We start from the raw sequence: 21,167 nt of genomic DNA, 5'->3' as shown, positions 1-21,167 counted from the left end.
CCAAAAGAAAATTAAAGAAGTGCTGCGCGAAGCAGGGCTGCACGAGCAAGTTGCTCGCTGCCAAGCGGTAGAGGGTATTGGTTTTCTCACTGCGACTGCCTTGGTAATGGCCTTTATGCGGGGCGAGTTCAAGAGCAGTGATTCGTACATTGCATTCCTGGGAATGGATCTACGAGTGATTGATTCTGGGCAGAAGAATGGACGTCGTCGCCTTACCAAGCGAGGCTGCTCAGAAATCCGTCGCCTGCTGCATAACGCGGCGATGTCAGCCAGCCGGACGGCCACTTGGAAAGGGCTCTACGAACAGCATCGCAATGCGGGTAAAGCAACAACCCAGGCGTTGGTAATCCTGGCCAGGAAGCTTGCACGAGTGGCATTCGCCCTGATGAAGAATCAGGACGAATATGTCACCAAGGGTGGGAAAGCGCCTTGCTGAAAACCATAGAATCTCCCACAGGTAACCCACAATCTTCGAGGCTTGTGGAGAACCTGTGGGAGCGGGCAAGCCCGCGAAGAGGCCGGCAAAAACATTTCAGGCCTCAGATCATTTCACAACCGATCTGTACACCCAGCGAATGACTCGCCCCAGGCTTCAATTCCACCAGGTCATTCCACACATTCGCCGTCTCGATGCACAGCATCCGCTGCCAGCCGTCGTCAGCCATGTCCGCCAGCTCCCGCGCCCGATCAGTCCATGGGTTCCAGATCACCGCCGACCGCGAGCCGCTGCTGGTCAGGTTTATCCGCCGGTTCCAGTGCGGGTCGACAATGCTCAATTGCGAAGGGGTGTCGAGGTAGATCCGGTCAGTCTCCCCCGCAAACGCCAGTGCCCCCTGCTGCTGACGCTGTTCCCAGTCCGCCAGCGTTTCGATATAGCCCAGGCCTTCGACGCCTTCGACCCGCGCCTGGCGCACATCGCTGACCGCGAAGTAGCTGTGCAGGGCCTGGCTGATGGTAACGGGGGAGTTGCCCATGTTGCGGCTGGTCAGGTTCAGCTTCAACGCCTCGTCCAGCTCCACCACCAGCTTCAGTTCGACATCATGAGGCCAGCCGGGTAGATCGCCCCGCGCTTCAGGCAACTGGAATTCGATGCGCAGGCCGGTGCCCGCTTCCTCGATACCCAGCAGCTGCCAGTCACGCGAGCGCGCCAGCCCGTGAGCAGGCGCCTGTTCGCCGTGGTACATGGCCTGAACGGCTTGGGGGTTGCGCTGCAGGTTGCCGAACCACGGCCAGCACACCGGCACACCGGCGCGGACCGACTTGCCCTGGCGGAAGATGGCTTGGTCGCTCAGCCACAGCAGCGGCGGCTCGCCGACCCGCTGGTAGCTGAGGATCTGCGCGCCCTGCTGGGCGATCAGGAGTTCGGCGCGGTCGCTGCTGATACGCCAGCAGTTGAGTTCGCCATGTTGCTCGGTTACGACCTGGTAGGTAGCCATTGCGTTAGTCTCATTGATTGCCAGTGGGCCTTGGACCCGGGCACATGCAATGAGTTTACCGCCCGCGTGGCTCAGCGACGAGGCACGGAACGGGTGCGGCCACTGCCGTCGATGGCAACGAAGACGAATGCTGCTTCGGTAACCTTGCGCCATTCACTGGACAACGGGTCGTCGCTCCACACTTCGACCATCATCTGGATCGAGCTGCGGCCGATTTCCAGGGTCTGGGTATAGAACGACAGCTGTGCGCCCACCGCGACGGGTACCAGGAACGCCATGCGTTCGATGGCCACGGTCGCCACGCGGCCACCGGCGACGCGGCTGGCCATGGCGGTGCCGGCCAGGTCCATCTGGGCAACCAGCCAGCCGCCGAAGATGTCGCCAAATCCGTTGGTCTCGCGCGGGAGTGCGGTGATCTGCAAGGCCAGGTCGCCTTGCGGGATTGGATCTTCTTGTTCGAGCTCAATCATGCGATGGGGCCTCTGACCCGTGACGCTTTCCGTTGATGTGGCGCAAAGGCCGGGTAAACGATTCAGCTTGAAACATACTACGCCGATTTCGTTTCACTGGACGGCCGTAGGGAAACTCTGCGAAACCGTCTGACATAAAGACCGGCGTTTTCGCACAACATCCCACGCTGGCAGCAACCTTTTCCTACGAATCGTCAGTATATAGAGCATAACCGCCAGCGACGACCGCGCATTCATGAATATCTGTATGGATTTTGTATCGCTTTCGGCGCGCCTCGGCAATTTGCTATCTTCGCCTGTCTCCCAATCCAGAAGCCGCGTGCCAAGCGGCCTGCATGCCCTACAAGAGAACAACGAGCGATGACTTCCGTGCCGAGCAGTATCGAGCAGCCCCCGCGGCCGCTGACCCGCAGTGATTACAAGACACTCTCACTGTCCGCCCTGGGTGGCGCACTGGAGTTCTACGACTTCATCATCTTCGTGTTCTTCGCCACGGTGGTCGGCAAGCTGTTCTTCCCGGCCGACATGCCCGAGTGGCTGCGCCTGATGCAAACGTTCGGCATCTTCGCCGCCGGCTACCTGGCGCGGCCGCTGGGCGGCATTATCATGGCCCACTTCGGTGACCTGCTCGGGCGCAAGAAGATGTTCACCCTGAGCATCTTCATGATGGCCCTGCCGACCCTGATCATGGGCCTGCTGCCAACCTATGCACAAATCGGCATGTGGGCGCCGATCCTGCTGCTGCTGATGCGGGTGATCCAGGGCGCTGCGATTGGTGGCGAGGTGCCGGGCGCCTGGGTGTTCGTCTCCGAGCACGTACCGGCGCGCAACACCGGCTATGCCTGCGGCACCCTCACCGCAGGCCTGACGGCGGGCATTCTGCTGGGCTCGCTGGTGGCAACCCTGATCAACAGCGTGTACAGCGCTGAAGAAGTGGCCGATTACGCCTGGCGTATTCCGTTCCTGCTCGGCGGTGTGTTCGGCCTGTTCTCGGTGTACCTGCGCCGCTGGCTGCACGAAACCCCGGTGTTCGCCGAGATGCAGCAACGCAAGGCGCTGGCCGAGGAGCTGCCGTTGCGCGCCGTGCTGCGCGACCACCGTGGCCCGATCATCCTGTCGATGCTGCTGACCTGGTTGCTGTCGGCCGGCATCGTGGTGGTTATCCTGATGACTCCTGCGCTGCTGCAGAGCTTCTACCACATCAGCCCGATCGACTCGCTCAAGGCCAACAGCATGGCCATCGTGCTACTCAGCTTCGGCTGCATCGGCGCCGGCAGCCTGGCCGACCGCTTTGGCGCGGGGCGGGTGTTCGTGATCGGCAGCCTGTTGCTGCTGGCCAGCTCCTGGACCTTCTACCACAGCCTGCCGACCCGGCCCGAGCTGCTGTTCCCGCTGTACGCGCTGACCGGCCTGTGCGTGGGTGTGATCGGCGCGGTGCCCTATGTAATGGTCAAGGCATTCCCGGCCGCGGTGCGCTTCAGCGGGCTGTCGTTCTCGTACAACGTGGCCTACGCGATCTTCGGCGGTTTGACGCCGATGGTGGTGACCGCGCTGCTGAAAATAAGCCCGATGGCGCCTGCCTACTATGTGGCAGGGCTGTGCGCCGTTGGTCTGGCCGTGGGCCTGTACCTGCTCGCCAACAAGCGCTGATCTGTCTCGGGGCTGCTGGCCTCTTCGCGGGCACGCCCGCTCCCACAGGGCTCAGCATAACCCCTGTGCGAGCGGGCGTGCCCGCGAAGAGGCCAGACCTGCTATCAGTGATGGCCTTTCATCCAATTGTCATAATGAAGTCATATCGTGTTCATGCGGCCTGCCGATACTTGGGCCCGTTCCATCCAACACCCCAATATTCCTGCTAGGAGCAAGGCATGAAACTGAAGCGTTTGATGGCGGCCCTCACCTTTGCCGCCGCTGGCGTTGCAACCGCCAACGCGGTAGCCGCTGTCGATCCTGCAATCCCGACCTACACCAAAACCACCGGTGTTTCGGGCAACCTCTCCAGCGTCGGTTCCGATACCCTCGCGAACCTGATGACTCTGTGGGCCGAGGCCTACAAGAAGGAATATCCGAACGTAAACATCCAGATCCAGGCTGCCGGCTCTTCCACTGCGCCACCCGCGCTGACCGAAGGCACCGCCAACCTCGGCCCGATGAGCCGCAAGATGAAGGACGTCGAGCTGCAGGCCTTCGAGCAGAAGTACGGCTACAAGCCGACCGCCATCCCGGTCGCCGTCGACGCCCTGGCCGTGTTCGTGCACAAGGACAACCCGATCAAAGGCCTGACCATGGAGCAGGTCGACGCGGTCTTCTCCTCCACCCGCCTGTGCGGTGGCAAAGCAGACGTGAAAACCTGGGGCGACCTGGGTGTGACCGGCGACCTGGCCAACAAGCCAGTGCAGCTGTTCGGCCGTAACTCGGTGTCGGGCACCTACGGCTACTTCAAGGAAGAAGCCCTGTGCAAAGGCGACTTCAAGCCTAACGTGAACGAACAGCCTGGCTCGGCTTCGGTCGTGCAGTCGATCAGCAGCTCGCTGAACGGCATCGGCTACTCGGGTATCGGCTACAAGACCGCCAGCGTGAAGACTGTTCCGCTGGCCAAGAAAGGCAGCACCGAGTACATCGAGGACAACGAAGAAAACGCCCTGAACGGCAAGTACCCGCTGTCGCGCTTCCTGTACGTCTACGTCAACAAGGCCCCGAACAAGCCTCTGGCCCCGCTGGAAGCCGAGTTCGTCAAGCTGGTGCTGTCGCAAGCGGGCCAGCAGGTCGTGGTGAAGGATGGCTACATCCCGCTGCCGTCCAAGGTCGTCGACAAGACCCTGGCTGACCTGGGCCTGTCGCACGCTGGTAACGTCGCAAAGAAGTAAGTAACTGAAGAAGGGGCCGGTGCTGACGCCCGGCCTCTTCCACGAATTTCCAGTCCGAAGCCAGGTCCCCTGTGCGGCGGGCTTTCGTGCGTCACCACTTTGTAATGTTTTTGTCACACGGGACCGCTAGGGTGTGCGCATGAATGATCTGGCCAATTCCAACATGACCCAAAACTCCCAGCCCGTGCGCATTGATTTCAATACGCCCGAGTTGCAACGCAAGCGCCGCATCCGCGCGCTGAAGGACCGCCTGACCCGCTGGTACGTGCTGGTGGGCGGGCTTGCCGTATTGGCGGCAATCACCTTGATCTTCTTCTACCTGGCCTATGTGGTGTTGCCACTGTTCCAAGGTGCCGAGCTGACCAGCAAGAAGGCCCTGGAGCCGACCTGGCTGCAGCAGGATGCCGGCAAGCCGCTGATGATCGCGCTTGAAGAACAGAACCTGGTGGGGATGCGAGTTTCGGACAAAGGCCAGGCACTGTTCTTCGATACCAAGACCGGTAACGAGCTCAAGAGGGTCGACCTGCCAGTGCCGGCAGACACCCAGGTAACCTCGATCAGTAGCGACCAGCCGGGCAGCCCGCTGGTGGTGCTGGGCTTGTCCAATGGTCAGGCGCTGGTGTTCCACCACACCTACAAGATCACCTACCCGGACAACAAGAAAACCATCACCCCCGGCATCGACTACCCCTACGGCGAGCAGCCGTTCGTGCTCGACGAACAGGGCCGTGCGCTGGAGCACGTAAACGTCAACGTCAATGGCGATACCCTGGTATTGGCCGGGTCCACCGGCGCGCACCTGCAGGTGGTGCAGCTGACCCGCACCGAAAACATGATGACCGAAGAGGTCACCACCGAGCAGAACCGTATCGTGCTGCCGCAGATGACCGAAGCAGTGAAGAACATCTTCATCGACCCGCGTCAGCAGTGGCTCTACGTGATCAACGGCCGCGCCACCGCCGACGTGTTCAGCCTGCGTGACAAGAGCCTTAACGGCCGCTACAAGCTGGCCGAAAGCGCGGACACCGAAATTACCGCCAGCGCCCAGTTGGTCGGCGGCATATCGCTGATCATCGGTGACTCCAAAGGTGGCCTGGCCCAATGGTTCATGGCACGAGACCCGGACGGCGAATCGCGCTTCAAGCAGATCCGCACCTTCCAGATGGGCAAGGCCCCGGTTGTGCAGATTGACGCCGAAGAGCGCCGCAAGGGCTTCATCGCCCTGGACGCCGACGGCAAGCTGGGCGTGTTCCACAGCACCGCGCACCGCACCCTGTTGGTCGAGCCGGCTGCCGAAGGCCCTGGTATTCTGGCCCTGTCGCCGCGTGCCAACCGCATCATTATTGAAGAAGGCGGCAAGCTGCTGCCGCTGAGCCTGCGCAACCCGCACCCTGAAGTTTCCTTCAGCGCGCTGTGGGGCAAGGTGTGGTACGAGAACTACGACGAACCGAAATACGTCTGGCAATCGACCGCTTCCAATACCGACTTCGAACCCAAGCTGAGCCTTTCGCCGCTGACCTTCGGTACGCTGAAAGCCGCGTTCTACGCGATGATCCTGGCCGCCCCGCTGGCCATTGCCGCCGCCATCTACACCGCCTACTTCATGGCCCCGGGCATGCGCCGCAAGGTCAAGCCGGTGATCGAGTTGATGGAAGCGATGCCGACGGTGATCCTCGGCTTCTTCGCCGGCCTGTTCCTGGCCCCTTACCTCGAAGGCCACCTGCCAGGCGTGTTCAGCCTGTTCCTGCTGATGCCGCTCGGCATCCTGCTGGCCGGCTTCACCTGGAGCCGCCTGCCGGAGTCGATCCGCCTGCGTGTGCCCGATGGTTGGGAAGCCGCGATCCTGATACCGGTCATCCTGTTCACCGGCTGGTTCGCCCTGACCATGAGCCCGCACCTGGAAAACTGGTTCTTCGGCGGTGACATGCGCCTGTGGATCACCAACGACCTGGGCATCACCTACGACCAGCGCAACGCTCTGGTCGTGGGTATCGCCATGGGCTTTGCGGTCATCCCGAACATCTATTCCATTGCCGAAGACGCCGTGTTCAGCGTGCCGCGCAGCCTGACCCTGGGCTCGCTGGCGCTGGGTGCGACGCCTTGGCAGACCCTGACCCGCGTGGTCATCCTCACCGCCAGCCCGGGTATCTTCTCGGCGCTGATGATCGGCATGGGCCGTGCGGTGGGCGAGACCATGATCGTGCTGATGGCCACCGGCAACACCCCGGTGATGGAGATGAACCTGTTCGAGGGCATGCGCACCCTGGCCGCCAACGTGGCCGTGGAAATGCCGGAATCGGAAGTCGGTGGCAGCCACTACCGCGTGCTGTTCCTGGCCGCGCTGGTGCTGTTGATGTTCACGTTCGTCATGAACACCTTGGCCGAGCTGATTCGCCAGCGTCTGCGCAAGAAATACTCGTCGCTTTGATAGAAAGGTAGCGATCCGTGAAAAAGGATTCCCTCAAAGGCTGGTTCAAGAGCGGCGCCCCAGGCGTCTGGATGAGCGGCGGCGCCGTGGCCATGGCGGTGATCATGACCGTTGGCCTGCTGGCGGTAATTGCCGTGCGCGGCCTGGGCCACTTCTGGCCGGCCGATCTTGTCCAGGCCACCTACAAGGTACCGGGCCAGGCTGACCACATCGTCATCGGCGAAGTGGTGCAAAAGGAAGAGGTACCCCGTGCCCGCCTGAAGGGGGCCGGCCTGCCGGTACCGGAGCAGGGCCCGGAGTTCATGACCCGCGAGCTGATCAAGGTGGGTAACCGCGACCTCAACGGCAGCGATTTCACCTGGGTGGTCGGCGACTGGCTGGTCGATGAACAGCGCCCGGCCGACCTCATCGCCCTGGAGCGCCGCGAGTGGGGCAACTTCTATGGCTACCTGGTCAGCGTCAAGGAAGAAGGCCGCGTGGTTGCCGAAGGCCCTGCTGCCTGGAACGAACTGCAGGCTCGCCTCAAGCGCGCCAGCCAGCTCAACGGTGAGCTGCAGCAGCTGGAGAAGAAGGACATCGGTGCCATCAACCATGGCCTTGAGCGCCTGCGCCTGCAGGCCCGCAAGCTGGAGCTGGACGGCAAGCTGGACGCCGCCGCCCAGGCCGACATGGACGCCGACCGCGCCGAGCTGAACAGCCGCTACAAGGCCATCGAAGACCGCTTGAGCGGCCTGCACCAGGCCTTCGCCCGCGACAGCCTGGTGGCACGCGATGGCAACGGCCGCGAAGTGGAAATCAACCTGAGCAAGGTGGTGCACGCCATCCAGCCGAACGGTATGTCCGGCTTCACCAAGCTGGGTACCTACTTTGCCAAGGTGTGGGAATTCCTCAGCGATGACCCGCGTGAAGCCAACACTGAAGGCGGTATCTTCCCGGCCATTTTCGGTACCGTGATGATGACCCTGATCATGGCCGTGATCGTCACCCCGTTCGGTGTGCTGGCTGCCGTCTACCTGCGCGAATACGCACGGCAAGGCCCGGTGACCCGCCTGATCCGCATTGCGGTGAACAACCTGGCTGGCGTGCCGGCGATCGTCTACGGCGTGTTCGGCCTGGGCTTCTTCGTCTACGTGCTGGGTGGTTCTATCGACCGCCTGTTCTTCCCTGAAGCACTGCCGGCGCCTACCCTGGGTACCCCGGGCCTGCTGTGGGCATCATTGACCCTGGCACTGCTGGCCGTACCGGTGGTGATCGTGGCCACCGAAGAAGGCCTGGCGCGTATTCCGCGTACCGTACGCGAGGGGTCGCTGGCCCTGGGCGCGACCAAGGCCGAGACGCTGTGGAAGATTGTCTTGCCAATGGCCAGCCCGGCCATGATGACCGGCATGATCCTCGCCGTGGCCCGCGCCGCCGGTGAAGTGGCCCCGCTGATGCTGGTGGGTGTGGTGAAGCTGGCGCCTTCGCTGCCAGTGGACGGCAACTACCCGTACCTGCACCTGGACCAGAAGATCATGCACCTGGGCTTCCACATCTATGACGTCGGCTTCCAGAGCCCGAACGTCGAGGCCGCGCGGCCGCTGGTGTACGCCACGGCACTGCTGCTGGTACTGGTGATCGCCTCCCTCAACCTCTCGGCCGTGTGGATCCGCAACCACCTGCGCGAGAAGTACAAGGCGCTGGACAGCTGATCAGAGCTTTAAGTCACAAGCGGCAAGCTCCAAGCAGATTGCCGCTTTGCCCTAACTTGCAGCTTGCAGCTTCAAGCTCGCAGCTACAAACGGAGTGAGACCATGCAGCAAGATTCTCATACCCACGGCATCGACATGTCTGCCCTGGGCCGCAACAAGCAGGGCCTGCAACTGGCCGAAGAAACCGTGGCCATCGAAGTGCCGGGCCTGAGCCTGTTCTATGGCGACAAGCAGGCGCTGTTCGATGTCAGCATGAACATTCCCAAGCAGCGCGTGACCGCCTTCATCGGCCCGTCCGGCTGCGGCAAGTCGACACTGCTGCGCACCTTCAACCGCATGAACGACCTGGTTGACGGCTGCCGTGTGGAAGGCGCCATCAACCTCTACGGCAACAACATCTACCGCAAGGGCGAAGACGTGGCCGAGCTGCGCCGTCGTGTGGGCATGGTGTTCCAGAAGCCCAACCCGTTCCCCAAGACCATCTACGAGAACGTGGTCTACGGCCTGCGTATCCAGGGCATCAACAAGAAGCGTGTGCTGGACGAAGCTGTCGAGTGGGCGCTGAAAGGCGCGGCCCTGTGGGACGAGGTCAAGGACCGCCTGCACGAGTCGGCGCTGGGCCTGTCCGGCGGCCAGCAGCAACGTCTGGTCATCGCCCGCACCATTGCCGTGGAGCCCGAAGTGCTGTTGCTTGACGAACCGTGCTCGGCACTGGACCCGATCTCGACCCTGAAGGTCGAAGAACTGATCTACGAATTGAAATCCAAGTACACCATCGTCATCGTGACCCACAACATGCAGCAGGCGGCCCGGGTTTCGGACTACACCGCGTTCATGTACATGGGCAAACTGGTCGAATTCGGGGACACCGATACCCTGTTCACCAACCCGGCGAAGAAACAGACCGAAGACTACATCACCGGTCGCTACGGCTAGCAGCCACGCGGCCCGCTCCCACAGGGAATGACACGAACTACATGAAGCTTGCAGCCTCTTCGCGGAGCGAACGATGATCAACAAAGAAAGCCTTACGCACCATATTTCCCAGCAGTTCAACGCCGAGCTCGAAGAAGTGCGCAGCCATCTGCTGGCCATGGGTGGCCTGGTGGAAAAACAAGTCAATGACGCCGTTACTGCGCTGATCGAGGCCGACTCGGGCCTGGCCCAGCAAGTGCGCGAAGTCGACGAGCAGATCAACCAGATGGAGCGCAACATCGACGAGGAATGCGTGCGCATCCTCGCCCGTCGCCAGCCGGCGGCCTCTGACCTGCGCCTGATCATCAGCATTTCCAAGTCGGTGATCGACCTTGAACGCATCGGTGACGAGGCGACCAAGATCGCCCGCCGCGCCATCCAGCTGTGCGAAGAAGGCGAGTCGCCACGCGGCTACGTCGAGGTGCGCCATATTGGCGACCAGGTGCGCAACATGGTCCGCGATGCGCTGGACGCCTTTGCCCGCTTCGATGCCGACCTGGCGTTGTCGGTGGCCCAGTACGACAAGACCATCGACCGCGAGTACAAGACCGCCCTGCGCGAGCTGGTGACCTACATGATGGAAGACCCGCGCTCCATCTCGCGGGTTCTGAGCGTGATCTGGGCGCTGCGTTCGCTGGAACGTATCGGTGACCACGCGCGCAACATTTCCGAGCTGGTGATCTACCTGGTGCGCGGCACCGACGTGCGCCACATGGGCCTCAAGCGCATGACCGCAGAAGTGCAGGGTACCGCTGTCGCCGACGCCGAAAAGGCTAATGTTCCGGGCGAATCTGACGATAAGTAAGGTTGCTCCCGAGCTTCGACGCCCGGCCTCGGCCGGGCGTTTTCGTTTGCGGTCGAGGAGCCGGCAGGCACCCGCGAACGATGTGAAGAAGTCCCGGCGTGACCAGGTTGTAGCAAATAGCCATTATTTGGCAGTAGGCTAGTCGGGATTCAGAAGGAGTATTGATGAGTAAAGTGAATGTGCTGGTCGTGGATGACGCCCCGTTTATCCGTGACCTGGTCCGCAAGTGCCTGCGCAACGCCTTCCCGGGCATGGCCATCGACGACGCCGTCAATGGTCGCAAGGCCATGGCCATGCTGGACAAGGAAGCCTTCGACCTGGTCCTGTGCGACTGGGAAATGCCGGAAATGTCCGGCCTGGAATTGCTCACCTGGTGCCGTCAGCAGCCTGCGCTGAAGAACCTGCAGTTCATCATGGTGACCAGCCGTGGCGACAAGGAAAACGTCATTCAGGCGATCCAGGCGGGCGTGTCCGACTTTGTCGGCAAGCCGTTCACCAACGAGCAACTGCTGACCAAAGTGAAAAAGGCGCTGACCAAGATCGGCAAGCTCGACAGCCTGATGGCCATCGGCCCGGCGCGGGCCAACTCGGCATTCGCCAACGATTCGCTGAGTGCCCTGACAGGTGGCAAGCCAGAGGCGGCCAAGGTGACGGCCCCCGCGCCAGTGCCGGGCGCTGCCAAGCCATTGGTCAGTGCACCCACGCCGTCGGCCCCTGCTCCGACGGGGCGTGGCCAAGGCCAGTTGCGCCTGGCCAGCGGCATGCAACCGTGCGTGATCAAGGCGCTGAGCCTGAAAGAGGCGCTGCTGGTGGTACGCCGCAGCGAAGCGCTGCCGCAGGTGCTGGAGGGCGCCGTGCTGGACCTGGAGCAGGGCGAGAACGCTGAAGTTGCGCGTTTGAACGGCTATCTGCATGCCGTCGCAGCCCTGGAGCCCAAGCCCGACAGCGACTGGCTACAGTTGACCTTCAAGTTTGTCGACCAGGACGCCCAGAAGCTCGATTACCTGTCGCGGCTGATCGCCCGCGGGACGGCGCAGAAGCACTTCACCCCCGGCGCCTGACAACAAGGCAGCAGGTCAACCCTTGTGGGAGCGCCCGGCAAGGCCGCTCCCACAGAGAAAGCGTCATCCGACCAACTGCAATACCTGCCTCAAAACCCGCTGCTAGGCTTCGACAGATCATAACTGTCAAAAAGCCACTATCATGCCCGCCCGCCTGCTGCTGTTCTGTGCATTGCTCATGGCCTCGGCGTCGAGCCTGGGTGTGACGCTCTACAAGATCACCGACGACTTCGGTGTCATCTCATATTCCGACCGGCCAGGCCCGGGCGCCAAGCCCTTGGTGCTGCGCGAACCCATGGTCGAAACCCTCGAAGGCCAAGTGCTGCTGAACGCGAAAACCTTCGACGGCGGCGTGAGCTTTTCCGCACGCAACGAGCTGCATGTGCCGGTAGAGGTCGAATTGCGCCTGGACAACCTGGTAAACGCGCAAGGCGGCGATGCCCCGCGTATCGTGCGCCGGCTGCTGCCGCCGCGCACCACGCAAATGCTCAGCGTGCTCAGGGGGCGGCCCGGGCTGTTGCTGAACTACCGTTCGACCCTGCTGCAGGCCATGGGTGACCCGGGCAAGCGGCCCCAGGGCTTCCGGTATGCGTTCCCCTGGGTCGGTGGGCCGTTCCGCGTCACCCAGGGCCCTAACGGCCGTGTCAGCCATTTTGGGCCCAAAGGGCGCTACGCCATGGATATCGCCATGCCCGAAGGCACTACCATCATCGCGGCGCGCGAGGGCGTGGTGGTGAAGACGGAAAACAGCCAGAGCGGGCGCGCGCCCAACCCCTCGGGTAACTTTGTCAGGATCCTGCACCCGGACGGCACCATGGGTGTGTACCTGCACCTGATGCGTGGTTCGGTGGTGGTGGCGGAGGGGCAACGGGTACGCCAGGGGCAGATGCTGGCCAAGTCGGGCAATACCGGCAACAGCACAGGCCCGCACCTGCATTTCGTGGTGCAGCGCAATGTGGGGTTGGCGCTGGAGTCGATACCTTACCGGTTCGACCGGCCGATCAGCGGGTTACCCGACTTTACTGCGGGTAACCCTTGAGATTTTTGGGGCCGCTTTGCGGCCCTTTCGCGGCACAAGGCCGCTCCTACAGGATTACGCGAACCCCTGTGGGAGCGGCCTTGCGTCGCGATGGGCTGCGCAGCAGCCCCATACCCCTCAATCCAGCTTGAGCACCTTGGCCAGCACGATCTTGGGCCCTTTCATCTTCTTGATGATGATGCGCAGCCCTTCGACCTCCAGCACTTCCTCTTCTTCGGGCACACGCTTCAGCGTCTCGTAGATCAGCCCCGCAAGGGTTTCCGCCTCGATGTGATCAAGGTCGATGCCGAGCAGGCGCTCCACCTTGAACAGCGGCGTATCACCCCGTACCAGCAGCTTGCCCGGCTGATAGGCGAGGATGCCGCGCTCGGTCTTGCGGTGTTCGTCCTGAATATCGCCCACCAGTACTTCCAGCACGTCTTCCATGGTCAGGTAGCCGATGACCTTGCCGTCAGCTTCCTCCACCAGCACGAAATGCGCGCCGCCCTTGCGGAACTGCTCCAGCAGTTGTGACAGCGGCATGTGCCGCGATACGCGCTCCAGCGGCCGGGCGAGGTCGTCCAGGTCGATGGTTTCGGGCAAGTGCTCCAGCTCGGCAAGCTCCAGCAGCAGGTCCTTGATGTGCAGCAGGCCGGTGAATTCTTCACGCTCGGCGTCGTACACCGGGTAGCGGCTGAATTTGTGGCGACGTATCAAAGCCAGGATCTGCTTCAGCGGCGCATGGGCATCGATGCTGACCATGTCTTCACGCGAGTTGGCCCAGTCGACCACTTCCAGCTCGCCCATTTCCACGGCCGAGGCGAGCACACGCATGCCTTGGTCGCTCGGGTCCTGGCCACGGCTGGAGTGCAGGATCAGCTTCAGCTCTTCACGGCTGTAGTGGTGTTCGTGGTGCGGGCCCGGTTCGCCCTGGCCGGCAATGCGCAGGATGGTGTTGGCGCTGGCATTGAGCAGGTAGATGGCCGGGTACATCGCCCAGTAGAACAGGTACAGCGGCACGGCCGTCCACAGCGACAGCAGCTCGGGCTTGCGGATGGCCCAGGACTTGGGCGCCAGCTCACCGACCACGATGTGCAGGTAGGAAATGACAAAGAACGCGACGAAGAACGAGATCGCCTTGATCAGTTCGGGCGAGTCGACACCGAAGTACGCGAGCAGCGGCTCGAGCAAGTGGGCAAAGGCCGGCTCGCCGACCCAGCCCAGGCCCAGGGAGGCGAGGGTGATGCCCAGCTGGCAGGCCGACAGGTAGGCGTCGAGCTGGTTGTGTACCTTGCGCAGGATGTTGCCGCGCCAGCCATGCTGCTCGGCAATGGATTCCACGCGTGTGGCGCGCAGCTTGACCATGGCGAACTCGGCGGCAACGAAAAAGCCGTTGAGCAGCACTAGCAGCAAGGCAAAGATGATCATGCCGAAATCGGCGAATAACGAGGTGACGCTGATACCAGGGGAAGGGTCCATGATGGAGTTTTTACGGGGTCCGTCTTTGAGATTGAGAGAAAAAAAGTGCCAGCTCTTGCTGGCACAGGGGATCCAATGTAGCGGCTAGGGCCGTAAAAGCAAAGGGTAGCGGGCTTATTGCGGTCCCTGAGGGTGGGGGCGTGCCCGCGAAGGGCTGCGCAGCAGCCCCGATCTCAAGCCTTTTCGTTGGCCAATTGGGTCGGCGCAAAGTGACAGGTAAAGGTGCTGCCATGGCCCGGCACGCTGCTGATGTCCAGCTTGCCGCGGTGGCGCATCAGCACATGCTTGACGATCGCCAGCCCCAGCCCGGTGCCACCGGTATTTGATGCACGGCTGGAGTCCACCCGGTAAAAGCGTTCGGTCAGGCGCGGCAAGTGCTTGGCGTCGATGCCCACCCCCGAGTCCTGCACAGACAAGTGCGCACCCTGTGCATCGGCCCACCAGCGGATGCGGATGTTGCCCTCGTCCTGGGTGTACTTCACCGCGTTGAACACCAGGTTGGAAAAGGCGCTGCGCAGTTCCGACTCGCTGCCCTTCAGCTTGACGCCGGGCGCGGCTTCGAGGGTGATGCGCTGGTTGCGTGGCCCAGACAGGGCCTGGGCGTCGTTCTTGATCGCGGCGAGCAGGGCTTCGACCGCCACCGGCTGGTTGTCCGACGGGTAATCGGTGGCTTCCAGCTTGGCCAGCAGCAGCAGGTCGTTGAGCAGCGTCTGCATGCGCGAACCTTGCTGGCTCATCTGCTGCAGGGCGCGGGTCCAGCGCGGGTTCACATCCTCGACGTTGTCCAGCAGGGTTTCAAGGTAACCCGTGATCACCGTCAGTGGTGTGCGCAATTCGTGGGACACGTTGGCGACGAAGTCCTTGCGCATCTGTTCCAGCTGGTGGATGCGGGTGACATCGCGCACCAGCATCAGGTGTTCGTTGTTACCGTACCGGGTTATGTGCAACTGCACGCGCATGCGGTCGTTGATGGGCGAGGGGATTTCCAGCGGTTCGAGGTAGTTCTCCGCCTCGAAGTATTCCTTGAAGCGTGGGTGGCGCACCAGGTTGGTGACCTGCTGGCCACCGTCCTGTGGGGTCTTGAAGCCCAGCAGGGTTTCGGCGGCACGGTTCCACCATTCCAGGTTGCCGTCGCTGTCGAGCATGATCACCGCGTCGCGCAGCGCGGCGGTAGACTCCTGAACCCGGTCGATCACTGCCTGCAGACGGCCCCGCACGCGCTGGTCGCGGCGTTGCAGGTGGTAGATGCTGTCGAACACCTCGCCCCACAGGCCGTAACCATCGGGCGGTGCTTCATCGGGCTGGTGGTTGCGCAGCCAGTCGTGCAGGCGCAGCAGTTGCTTGAGGGTCCAGCCCAAGTAGAGCGCCAGGCCAATGGCCAGGCTCCAGCCATAGTAGCCGCTGACCAGCCCGCCGATCAGGCAGACGGTAATCAGCAACAACAGATGGCGAATCAGGGTTGCGTGCCAGTTCTGGTTCAATTGACGGTCCTTGTACAACGACGTGCAGCTTGGCGCTCTGGAGCTCGATCAGCTCTTGGTCGAGAAGCGGTAGCCAGTGCCCCGGACGGTTTGTACCAGATTTTCGTAGGCTTCACCCAGCGCCTTGCGCAGACGACGGATGTGCACGTCGACCGTGCGTTCCTCGACATAGACGTTGCCGCCCCACACCTGGTCCAGCAACTGGCCACGGGTGTAGGCGCGCTCCTGGTGGGTCATGAAGAACTGCAACAGGCGGTATTCGGTGGGGCCCATCTCGGCGGGCTTGCCGTCGATGGTGACACGGTGGCTGATCGGGTCGAGCAGCAGGCCGCCGACTTCGATCGGTGCTTCGCTGTCGCTCGGGCCGGTACGACGCAGCACGGCTTTCAGGCGCGCTACCAGCTCACGCGGCGAGAACGGCTTGGTGATGTAGTCGTCAGCGCCCACTTCCAGGCCCTGGATCTTGTTGTCCTCTTCACCCTTGGCGGTGAGCATGATGATCGGGATGTCGCCCGTCAGCTCATCACGCTTCAGGCGGCGGGCCAGTTCGATACCGGAGGTGCCGGGCAACATCCAGTCGAGCAGGATCAGGTCCGGTTTGCGGTCGACGATGATCGCGTGGGCCTGTTGGGAGTTTTCCGCTTCCAGGCAGTCATAGCCGGCCATTTCCAGGGCAACGGCGATCATCTCGCGAATGGGCGCTTCGTCGTCGACGATCAGAATGTTCCTGCCAACCATGCTCAAAACCTCTCCTGGATTCGGTGTCTTGGCCCGCATTAGATAACGGAATTATTGCAGCTGTGTGACAGGGTGTTGGCCGTTCTGGCGACATTGCGTGACTGAACTAGGCTTCAAAGAGCCGCAATCGTGGCACCTGAACCCAATTTCCCCCGAAACAATGGTGAATCCAATGACACGACAAACGCTGAGCTGGATGGCCCTTTTCACTGCGCTGGCGCTCCCGGGGGTGGCGTCGGCCCACCATGCCATGGAGAAGGACGGCATGTGGGTCGATCATGCCGGCATGACCCTGTACACCTTTGACAAGGATGCGGGCGGCAAGTCGATGTGCAATGGCGATTGCGCCACCAACTGGCCGCCATTGAAGGTAATGGATGGCGAAAAGGCCGATGGCAAGTGGACGCAGATCAAGCGTGACGACGGCTCGATGCAGTGGGCCTACGACGGCAAGCCGCTGTATACCTTCATCAAGGACAAGAAGGCCGGGGACAAGACCGGTGACGGCGTGAAAGACGTCTGGCATATCGCCAAGCCTTGAGATTGCCGGGGCCGCTGTGCGGCCCATCGCGACACAAGGCCGCTCCTACAGGGTCCTGCATACGCCGATCAGTGTGGGAGCGGCCTTGCGTCGCGATGGGCTGCAAAGCAGCCCCATAATATTCAGCGCAACGCGTAATCCAGCACCACACCAATGAACACCAGCAACCCCGCCCAGTGGTTGTGCAAAAACGCCTTGAAGCACGACTCGCGGTCCAGCTTGCGCGTCGACCAGTACTCCCAGGCAAAGCACGCCGCAGCGCCCAGCAACCCCAGGTGGAACCAGCCCCCCAGCTCGAAGCGGCTGCCCGCCAGCAACAGGCAGCCCAGCGACAGCAGCTGCAAGGTGAGGATGATGGAGCGGTCGGCCTCGCCGAACAGAATGGCGGTCGACTTCACGCCGATCTTCAGGTCGTCATCGCGGTCGACCATGGCGTAATAGGTGTCGTAACCCACCGTCCACAGCAGGTTGGCGATGTACAGCAGCCAGGCGCTGGCCGGCAGCTCGCCGCCCGCGGCAGTGAAGGCCATGGGGATGCCCCAGGAATACGCCGCCCCAAGCACCACCTGTGGGTAATAGGTGTAGCGCTTCATGAACGGGTAGCAGGACGCCAGCGCCACCGCGCCGAACGACAGCCACACCGTGCGGCTGTTGGTGCACAGCACCAGCAGGAAGCTTACCGCGACCAGAATCGCAAACAGTGCCAGCGCCTCGCGCGGCTTGACCCTGCCGCTGGCCAACGGCCGGTCGGCGGTGCGTTTGACGTGGCCGTCCACCTTGCGGTCGGCAAAGTCGTTGATGCAGCAGCCTGCGGCCCGCATCAGCACCACGCCAAGGCCGAAGATCAGCACGTTGGCCACGGTGGGAGAACCGTTGCCGGCAATCCACACCGCCGACAGGGTTGGCCACAGCAGCAGATAGATACCGATCGGGCGGTCCATGCGGCTGAGCTGGACGAAGTCCCAGGCCCGCGGGTGCAGGCGGTTCAGCGACTTGAGCAGTTGCAGGTACATCAGCGGTTTTCCTCCCTGGCCGCTTGCCACAATGCCGGCAGGAACACTTCTGCCACCAGCAGCTCCAGGCCGCCTCGTTCAAAGCGCGAGCGACGGCCCCACAGGGCTGCATGGGCTGCGTCGGTCGGTAGCCAGGCCTGTGGATAACTGCACACTTCGATCGGGTGGCGGATGAACGCCTGGTCGCAGAACAGCAACTCGCCCAGCGAGCGGCTACCGAGGGTTTCCAGGTCCAGCCCGCCACGCTCCAGGGCGCTGCGGCTGGCCACACTGCGGGCGAACACCCAAGGCTGGCCATGGCCGCGCAGGTACACCTCGCGCACCCAGCCTTCGCTGCCGGCAGCAATGCCCAACGCCTGGCATTCATCCTCGCGCAGCGCTTGCCAGCCCTCGAACAGCGGGGTAACGGAGAAGTGATCAGAAGACAGGCGGGTCAGGCGGCGGGTCAGCGAGCCTTCGTCGAACAGCCAGTCAAGGGTAGGCTGGTCGAAGTCGGTCGCCAGCTGTGAATACGGCAGCCACGCGACAGCGGCTGCTTGCGGGGATTCGTACGACACGTCGGTCTGCTTGTTACAACCAATGAGGCGGCGAGCTTAGCATGATTGCCCCGACTGCTTGCATACTGCGGGCAGGGCCGATAAAAAAGCCCCCCAGAATTGCACGCTGGCTGTTTCGCGGGCACGCCCGCTCCCACAGATATCACCACAACCTCTGGCCCGTGGAGTTCCTGTGGGAGCGGGCGTGCCCGCGAAGAGGCCATCAGCTGCGACACAAAGCCCCAGCCTGAACCGAGGAAAAAGACCTGATGAAAAAGTGGCAATGTATTGTCTGTGGCCTGATCTACGACGAAGCCGAAGGCTGGCCCGACGACGGCATCGCCCCCGGCACTCGTTGGGAAGATGTGCCTGACGACTGGCTGTGCCCGGACTGTGGCGTGGGTAAAAGCGACTTTGAAATGATCTCCATCGGCTAATCGAGGAAAGCACGACATGACGTCCCCTGTGGTAATCATCGGTACTGGCCTGGCGGGCTACAACCTGGCCCGTGAATTTCGCAAGCTCGATGCGCAGACGCCGCTGCTGCTGATCACCGCCGACGATGGTCGCTCCTACTCCAAGCCCATGCTCTCCATGGGCTTTGCCAAGCAGAAGGACGCCGACGGCCTGTGCATGGCCGAGCCGGGCGTCATGGCCGAGCAACTGAACGCCGAGATCCGCACCCATACCCGCATCAGCGGCATCGACCCGGGCCACAAGCGCCTGTGGATCGGCGAAGAGGCCGTGGAGTACCGCGACCTGGTGCTGGCCTGGGGGGCGCAGACCGTGCAGGTGCCGATCGAAGGCGATGGCAGCCATCTGGTGTTCCCGATCAACGACCTGGAAGATTACGCACGCTTCCGTGCCGCCGCCGTAGGCAAACAACGTGTGCTGATCCTCGGTGCCGGCCTGATCGGCTGCGAGTTCGCCAACGACATGAGCCTGGGTGGCTTCCAGGTCGACGTGGTGGCGCCGTGTGAACAGATCATGCCGACCCTGCTGCACCCGGCCGCTGCGGCAGCGGTGCAGGGCGGGCTGGAGGGCCTGGGTGTGCGCTTTCATCTGGGGCCGGTGCTGACCCGCCTGCAGCAGGTGGCCCAAGGCCTGGAGGCGCACCTGTCGGATGGCAGCGTGATCGCCTGCGACCTGGTGGTTTCGGCCATCGGCCTGCGCCCACGTATCGACCTGGCTGCCGCAGCCGGCTTGCAGACCAATCGTGGCGTCAGCGTAGACCGCGAGTTGCGTACCTCCCACGCCAACATCTTCGCCCTCGGCGACTGTGCCGAGGTCGATGGCATCAACCTGCTCTACGTGATGCCGCTGATGAGCTGTGCCCGGGCGCTGGCGCAAACCCTGGCCGGCAAACCGACCGCGGTAGCCTACGGGCCGATGCCGATCACCGTGAAAACCCCGGCCTGCCCGCTGGTGGTTTCGCCGCCGCCCCTGGCCCACGAGGGCATCTGGCAGGTAGAGGGGCAGGGCAGTGACCTCAAGGTGCTCTGCCACGGCGCTGACGGCGCATTGCTGGGCTATGCCCTGACCGGGGCTGCCGTGATGGAGAAGCTGGCACTGAATCGCCAGTTACCGCCGGTAATGGCGTAAATAGAGGGCGTTCTGTCGGATTTATCCTGTTGTTGCCTGCACAATGGCCGGCCTGATACTGGCGCGGCCCCTGAGCACGTGCCATTCTCACTTCCGTCTGCCGCAGATTAGAGCCTGCGGTGCCTTGAGCGCTGCTCCCAAAGGCAGCACGGCATAACAACAAGAATTCCGTCAAAGAGGCTTCACTATGCGCAAACCAGAACTCGCCGCCGTCATCGCCGATAAGGCTGATCTGACCAAGGAAAAGGCCAATCAGGTGTTGAACGCGATTCTCGACAGCATTACCGGTGCCCTGGACAAGGACACGGTGACCCTGGTCGGTTTCGGCACCTTCGAAAAACGTCATCGCGGCGCGCGTACCGGTAAAAACCCGCAAACGGGTGAGCCGGTAAAGATCAAAGCCAGCAATACCGTGGCCTTCAAGCCAGGCAAGAACCTCAAGGACAGCGTCAATCCACCGGCCGCGCCAGCCAAGGCCGCCAAGAAAAAGTAAGCTTCCGCTGACGATTCGTTGATCCCGAACGGGCGCCTTCATGGCGCCCGTTGTGCTTTACACGCGGTAACTGCTGCGAACTTGCATAAAAAGGTCGTTAAGAGGATAAACTGCGAAACTTAGTCACTTTTCAATCGAGGCGTGTCGATGAAGTTCCGCTTTCTTCTCTGGGCCATGGGGCTTTTGATGGCCAGGGCCAGCCGTAACAACCCGGCATTCCAGCAGCAGCTCAAGGGCAAGGACCTGGTGTTCCAGATGCAGACCCTGGACGGCAAGGTTGCCCGGCACTTCGTCGTCAACAACGAGCGCATCAGCAGCAAGGGCGGCGCACATCCGCAGCCGGCCTTCGCCATCGCCTTCAAGGACGCTGCCTACGGCTACGCCACGATGCAGGCGGGCAACAAGCAGTTGGCGTTCATGCAGGGGATTCAGGACAAGAACATCCAGATCAAGGGCAACCCGGCCCTGGTGATGTGGTTCCAGGGGCTGATGAAGTACCTGAAACCGAAGAAGAAAGGCTGAAATTGCCGGGGCTG

Annotated in this window: 21 protein-coding genes; 14 read left to right on the top strand and 7 right to left on the bottom strand. The window is 62.4% G+C overall.

The genetic code is table 11. The annotated features are described in order from the left end of the window. Positions 1 to 436, top strand: a 436-nt coding sequence (locus WF331_RS14275; protein ID WP_340623014.1) for a transposase, incomplete at its 5' end; no start/stop codon positions are given. Between the two features lie 103 nt (positions 437 to 539). On the opposite strand, the gene WF331_RS14270 is transcribed toward WF331_RS14275, so the two are convergent. Further along, a complete protein-coding gene (locus WF331_RS14270; RefSeq protein WP_016502258.1) occupies positions 540 to 1,436 on the bottom strand; it encodes a D-hexose-6-phosphate mutarotase in 897 nt (298 codons plus the stop codon). Positions 1,437 to 1,507: 71 nt separating this feature from the next. Then, positions 1,508 to 1,906, bottom strand: a complete 399-nt coding sequence (locus tag WF331_RS14265) for an acyl-CoA thioesterase (protein ID WP_016489852.1) — start codon at positions 1,904 to 1,906, stop codon at positions 1,508 to 1,510. Positions 1,907 to 2,266: 360 nt separating this feature from the next. On the opposite strand from WF331_RS14265, the gene WF331_RS14260 reads away from it, so the two are divergent. From WF331_RS14260 to WF331_RS14225, 8 genes are all read left to right on the top strand, one after another. Beyond that, complete coding sequence (locus tag WF331_RS14260; protein WP_016502257.1) at positions 2,267 to 3,556, top strand: MFS transporter; 1,290 nt, start codon at positions 2,267 to 2,269, stop codon at positions 3,554 to 3,556. A gap of 218 nt (positions 3,557 to 3,774) precedes the next feature. Beyond that, positions 3,775 to 4,773, top strand: coding sequence for a phosphate ABC transporter substrate-binding protein PstS (locus WF331_RS14255; RefSeq protein WP_016502256.1), 999 nt, complete (start codon positions 3,775 to 3,777; stop codon positions 4,771 to 4,773). A 139-nt stretch (positions 4,774 to 4,912) separates the two neighbouring features. Continuing rightward, entirely contained in the window at positions 4,913 to 7,201 is a 2,289-nt protein-coding gene (locus tag WF331_RS14250) for an ABC transporter permease subunit (protein WP_241800586.1), read from the top strand. Between the two features lie 71 nt (positions 7,202 to 7,272). Then, a complete protein-coding gene (gene pstA, locus WF331_RS14245) occupies positions 7,273 to 8,889 on the top strand; it encodes a phosphate ABC transporter permease PstA (protein WP_172439591.1) in 1,617 nt (538 codons plus the stop codon). 102 nt (positions 8,890 to 8,991) lie between these two features. Further along, entirely contained in the window at positions 8,992 to 9,825 is an 834-nt protein-coding gene (pstB, locus tag WF331_RS14240) for a phosphate ABC transporter ATP-binding protein PstB (protein WP_016502253.1), read from the top strand. Positions 9,826 to 9,898: 73 nt separating this feature from the next. Then, positions 9,899 to 10,669, top strand: a complete 771-nt coding sequence (gene phoU / locus WF331_RS14235) for a phosphate signaling complex protein PhoU (RefSeq protein ID WP_016502252.1) — start codon at positions 9,899 to 9,901, stop codon at positions 10,667 to 10,669. Positions 10,670 to 10,833: 164 nt separating this feature from the next. Further along, the gene (locus WF331_RS14230; protein ID WP_340623013.1) at positions 10,834 to 11,730 is read left to right on the top strand and encodes a response regulator; all 897 of its coding nucleotides are present in this window, start codon (positions 10,834 to 10,836) and stop codon (positions 11,728 to 11,730) included. Positions 11,731 to 11,872: 142 nt separating this feature from the next. Further along, positions 11,873 to 12,769, top strand: coding sequence for a peptidoglycan DD-metalloendopeptidase family protein (locus WF331_RS14225; RefSeq protein ID WP_016502250.1), 897 nt, complete (start codon positions 11,873 to 11,875; stop codon positions 12,767 to 12,769). A 117-nt stretch (positions 12,770 to 12,886) separates the two neighbouring features. Here the strand turns inward: WF331_RS14225 and WF331_RS14220 are convergent, their stop codons facing one another. From WF331_RS14220 to phoB, 3 genes are all read right to left on the bottom strand, one after another. After that, entirely contained in the window at positions 12,887 to 14,227 is a 1,341-nt protein-coding gene (locus tag WF331_RS14220; protein WP_016502249.1) for a hemolysin family protein, read from the bottom strand. 173 nt (positions 14,228 to 14,400) lie between these two features. Continuing rightward, the gene (gene phoR, locus WF331_RS14215) at positions 14,401 to 15,708 is read right to left on the bottom strand and encodes a phosphate regulon sensor histidine kinase PhoR (RefSeq protein WP_041167940.1); all 1,308 of its coding nucleotides are present in this window, start codon (positions 15,706 to 15,708) and stop codon (positions 14,401 to 14,403) included. 48 nt (positions 15,709 to 15,756) lie between these two features. Then, on the bottom strand, positions 15,757 to 16,446 hold the full coding sequence (gene phoB / locus WF331_RS14210) for a phosphate regulon transcriptional regulator PhoB (RefSeq protein ID WP_003253341.1): 690 nt from the start codon (positions 16,444 to 16,446) through the stop codon (positions 15,757 to 15,759). Between the two features lie 172 nt (positions 16,447 to 16,618). On the opposite strand from phoB, the gene WF331_RS14205 reads away from it, so the two are divergent. Then, the gene (locus WF331_RS14205; RefSeq protein WP_016502247.1) at positions 16,619 to 16,987 is read left to right on the top strand and encodes a COG4315 family predicted lipoprotein; all 369 of its coding nucleotides are present in this window, start codon (positions 16,619 to 16,621) and stop codon (positions 16,985 to 16,987) included. A 122-nt stretch (positions 16,988 to 17,109) separates the two neighbouring features. On the opposite strand, the gene ubiA is transcribed toward WF331_RS14205, so the two are convergent. Then, positions 17,110 to 18,000, bottom strand: coding sequence for a 4-hydroxybenzoate octaprenyltransferase (gene ubiA, locus WF331_RS14200; RefSeq protein WP_016502246.1), 891 nt, complete (start codon positions 17,998 to 18,000; stop codon positions 17,110 to 17,112). Further along, complete coding sequence (locus tag WF331_RS14195) at positions 18,000 to 18,557, bottom strand: chorismate--pyruvate lyase family protein (RefSeq protein ID WP_016502245.1); 558 nt, start codon at positions 18,555 to 18,557, stop codon at positions 18,000 to 18,002. The genes ubiA and WF331_RS14195 overlap by 1 nt, the downstream gene beginning before the upstream one ends. Before the next feature lie 248 nt (positions 18,558 to 18,805). Between WF331_RS14195 and rubA the strand changes: the two genes are divergently transcribed. The 4 genes from rubA to WF331_RS14175 all read left to right on the top strand — a co-directional run bounded on the left by rubA (position 18,806) and on the right by WF331_RS14175 (position 21,153). Next, the gene (gene rubA, locus WF331_RS14190; protein ID WP_016502244.1) at positions 18,806 to 18,973 is read left to right on the top strand and encodes a rubredoxin RubA; all 168 of its coding nucleotides are present in this window, start codon (positions 18,806 to 18,808) and stop codon (positions 18,971 to 18,973) included. A 16-nt stretch (positions 18,974 to 18,989) separates the two neighbouring features. Continuing rightward, entirely contained in the window at positions 18,990 to 20,138 is a 1,149-nt protein-coding gene (locus WF331_RS14185) for an NAD(P)/FAD-dependent oxidoreductase (RefSeq protein ID WP_197897400.1), read from the top strand. A 187-nt stretch (positions 20,139 to 20,325) separates the two neighbouring features. Next, entirely contained in the window at positions 20,326 to 20,631 is a 306-nt protein-coding gene (locus WF331_RS14180; protein WP_016502242.1) for an HU family DNA-binding protein, read from the top strand. A gap of 147 nt (positions 20,632 to 20,778) precedes the next feature. Further along, positions 20,779 to 21,153, top strand: a complete 375-nt coding sequence (locus WF331_RS14175; RefSeq protein ID WP_016502241.1) for an SCP2 sterol-binding domain-containing protein — start codon at positions 20,779 to 20,781, stop codon at positions 21,151 to 21,153. Positions 21,154 to 21,167: the final 14 nt, after the last annotated feature.

Source organism: Pseudomonas sp. YNh (genome assembly GCF_037993085.1).
Taxonomy (GTDB): domain Bacteria; phylum Pseudomonadota; class Gammaproteobacteria; order Pseudomonadales; family Pseudomonadaceae; genus Aquipseudomonas; species Aquipseudomonas putida.
This window is presented reverse-complemented; position numbering and strand designations above follow the sequence as displayed.

Excerpts from the sequence above, each read along its gene's own strand:
- WF331_RS14270 (WP_016502258.1), bottom strand. The coding sequence starts at position 1,436 with ATGGCTACCTACCAGGTCGTAACCGAGCAACATGGCGAACTCAACTGC.
- WF331_RS14260 (WP_016502257.1), top strand. The coding sequence starts at position 2,267 with ATGACTTCCGTGCCGAGCAGTATCGAGCAGCCCCCGCGGCCGCTGACC.
- WF331_RS14205 (WP_016502247.1), top strand. The coding sequence starts at position 16,619 with ATGACACGACAAACGCTGAGCTGGATGGCCCTTTTCACTGCGCTGGCG.
- WF331_RS14180 (WP_016502242.1), top strand. The coding sequence starts at position 20,326 with ATGCGCAAACCAGAACTCGCCGCCGTCATCGCCGATAAGGCTGATCTG.
- WF331_RS14255 (WP_016502256.1), top strand. The coding sequence starts at position 3,775 with ATGAAACTGAAGCGTTTGATGGCGGCCCTCACCTTTGCCGCCGCTGGC.
- ubiA (WP_016502246.1), bottom strand. The coding sequence starts at position 18,000 with ATGTACCTGCAACTGCTCAAGTCGCTGAACCGCCTGCACCCGCGGGCC.
- WF331_RS14265 (WP_016489852.1), bottom strand. The coding sequence starts at position 1,906 with ATGATTGAGCTCGAACAAGAAGATCCAATCCCGCAAGGCGACCTGGCC.
- phoU (WP_016502252.1), top strand. The coding sequence starts at position 9,899 with ATGATCAACAAAGAAAGCCTTACGCACCATATTTCCCAGCAGTTCAAC.
- WF331_RS14230 (WP_340623013.1), top strand. The coding sequence starts at position 10,834 with ATGAGTAAAGTGAATGTGCTGGTCGTGGATGACGCCCCGTTTATCCGT.
- phoB (WP_003253341.1), bottom strand. The coding sequence starts at position 16,446 with ATGGTTGGCAGGAACATTCTGATCGTCGACGACGAAGCGCCCATTCGC.
- rubA (WP_016502244.1), top strand. The coding sequence starts at position 18,806 with ATGAAAAAGTGGCAATGTATTGTCTGTGGCCTGATCTACGACGAAGCC.
- WF331_RS14185 (WP_197897400.1), top strand. The coding sequence starts at position 18,990 with ATGACGTCCCCTGTGGTAATCATCGGTACTGGCCTGGCGGGCTACAAC.
- pstB (WP_016502253.1), top strand. The coding sequence starts at position 8,992 with ATGCAGCAAGATTCTCATACCCACGGCATCGACATGTCTGCCCTGGGC.
- pstA (WP_172439591.1), top strand. The coding sequence starts at position 7,273 with ATGAGCGGCGGCGCCGTGGCCATGGCGGTGATCATGACCGTTGGCCTG.
- WF331_RS14250 (WP_241800586.1), top strand. The coding sequence starts at position 4,913 with ATGAATGATCTGGCCAATTCCAACATGACCCAAAACTCCCAGCCCGTG.
- WF331_RS14220 (WP_016502249.1), bottom strand. The coding sequence starts at position 14,227 with ATGGACCCTTCCCCTGGTATCAGCGTCACCTCGTTATTCGCCGATTTC.
- WF331_RS14225 (WP_016502250.1), top strand. The coding sequence starts at position 11,873 with ATGCCCGCCCGCCTGCTGCTGTTCTGTGCATTGCTCATGGCCTCGGCG.
- WF331_RS14175 (WP_016502241.1), top strand. The coding sequence starts at position 20,779 with ATGAAGTTCCGCTTTCTTCTCTGGGCCATGGGGCTTTTGATGGCCAGG.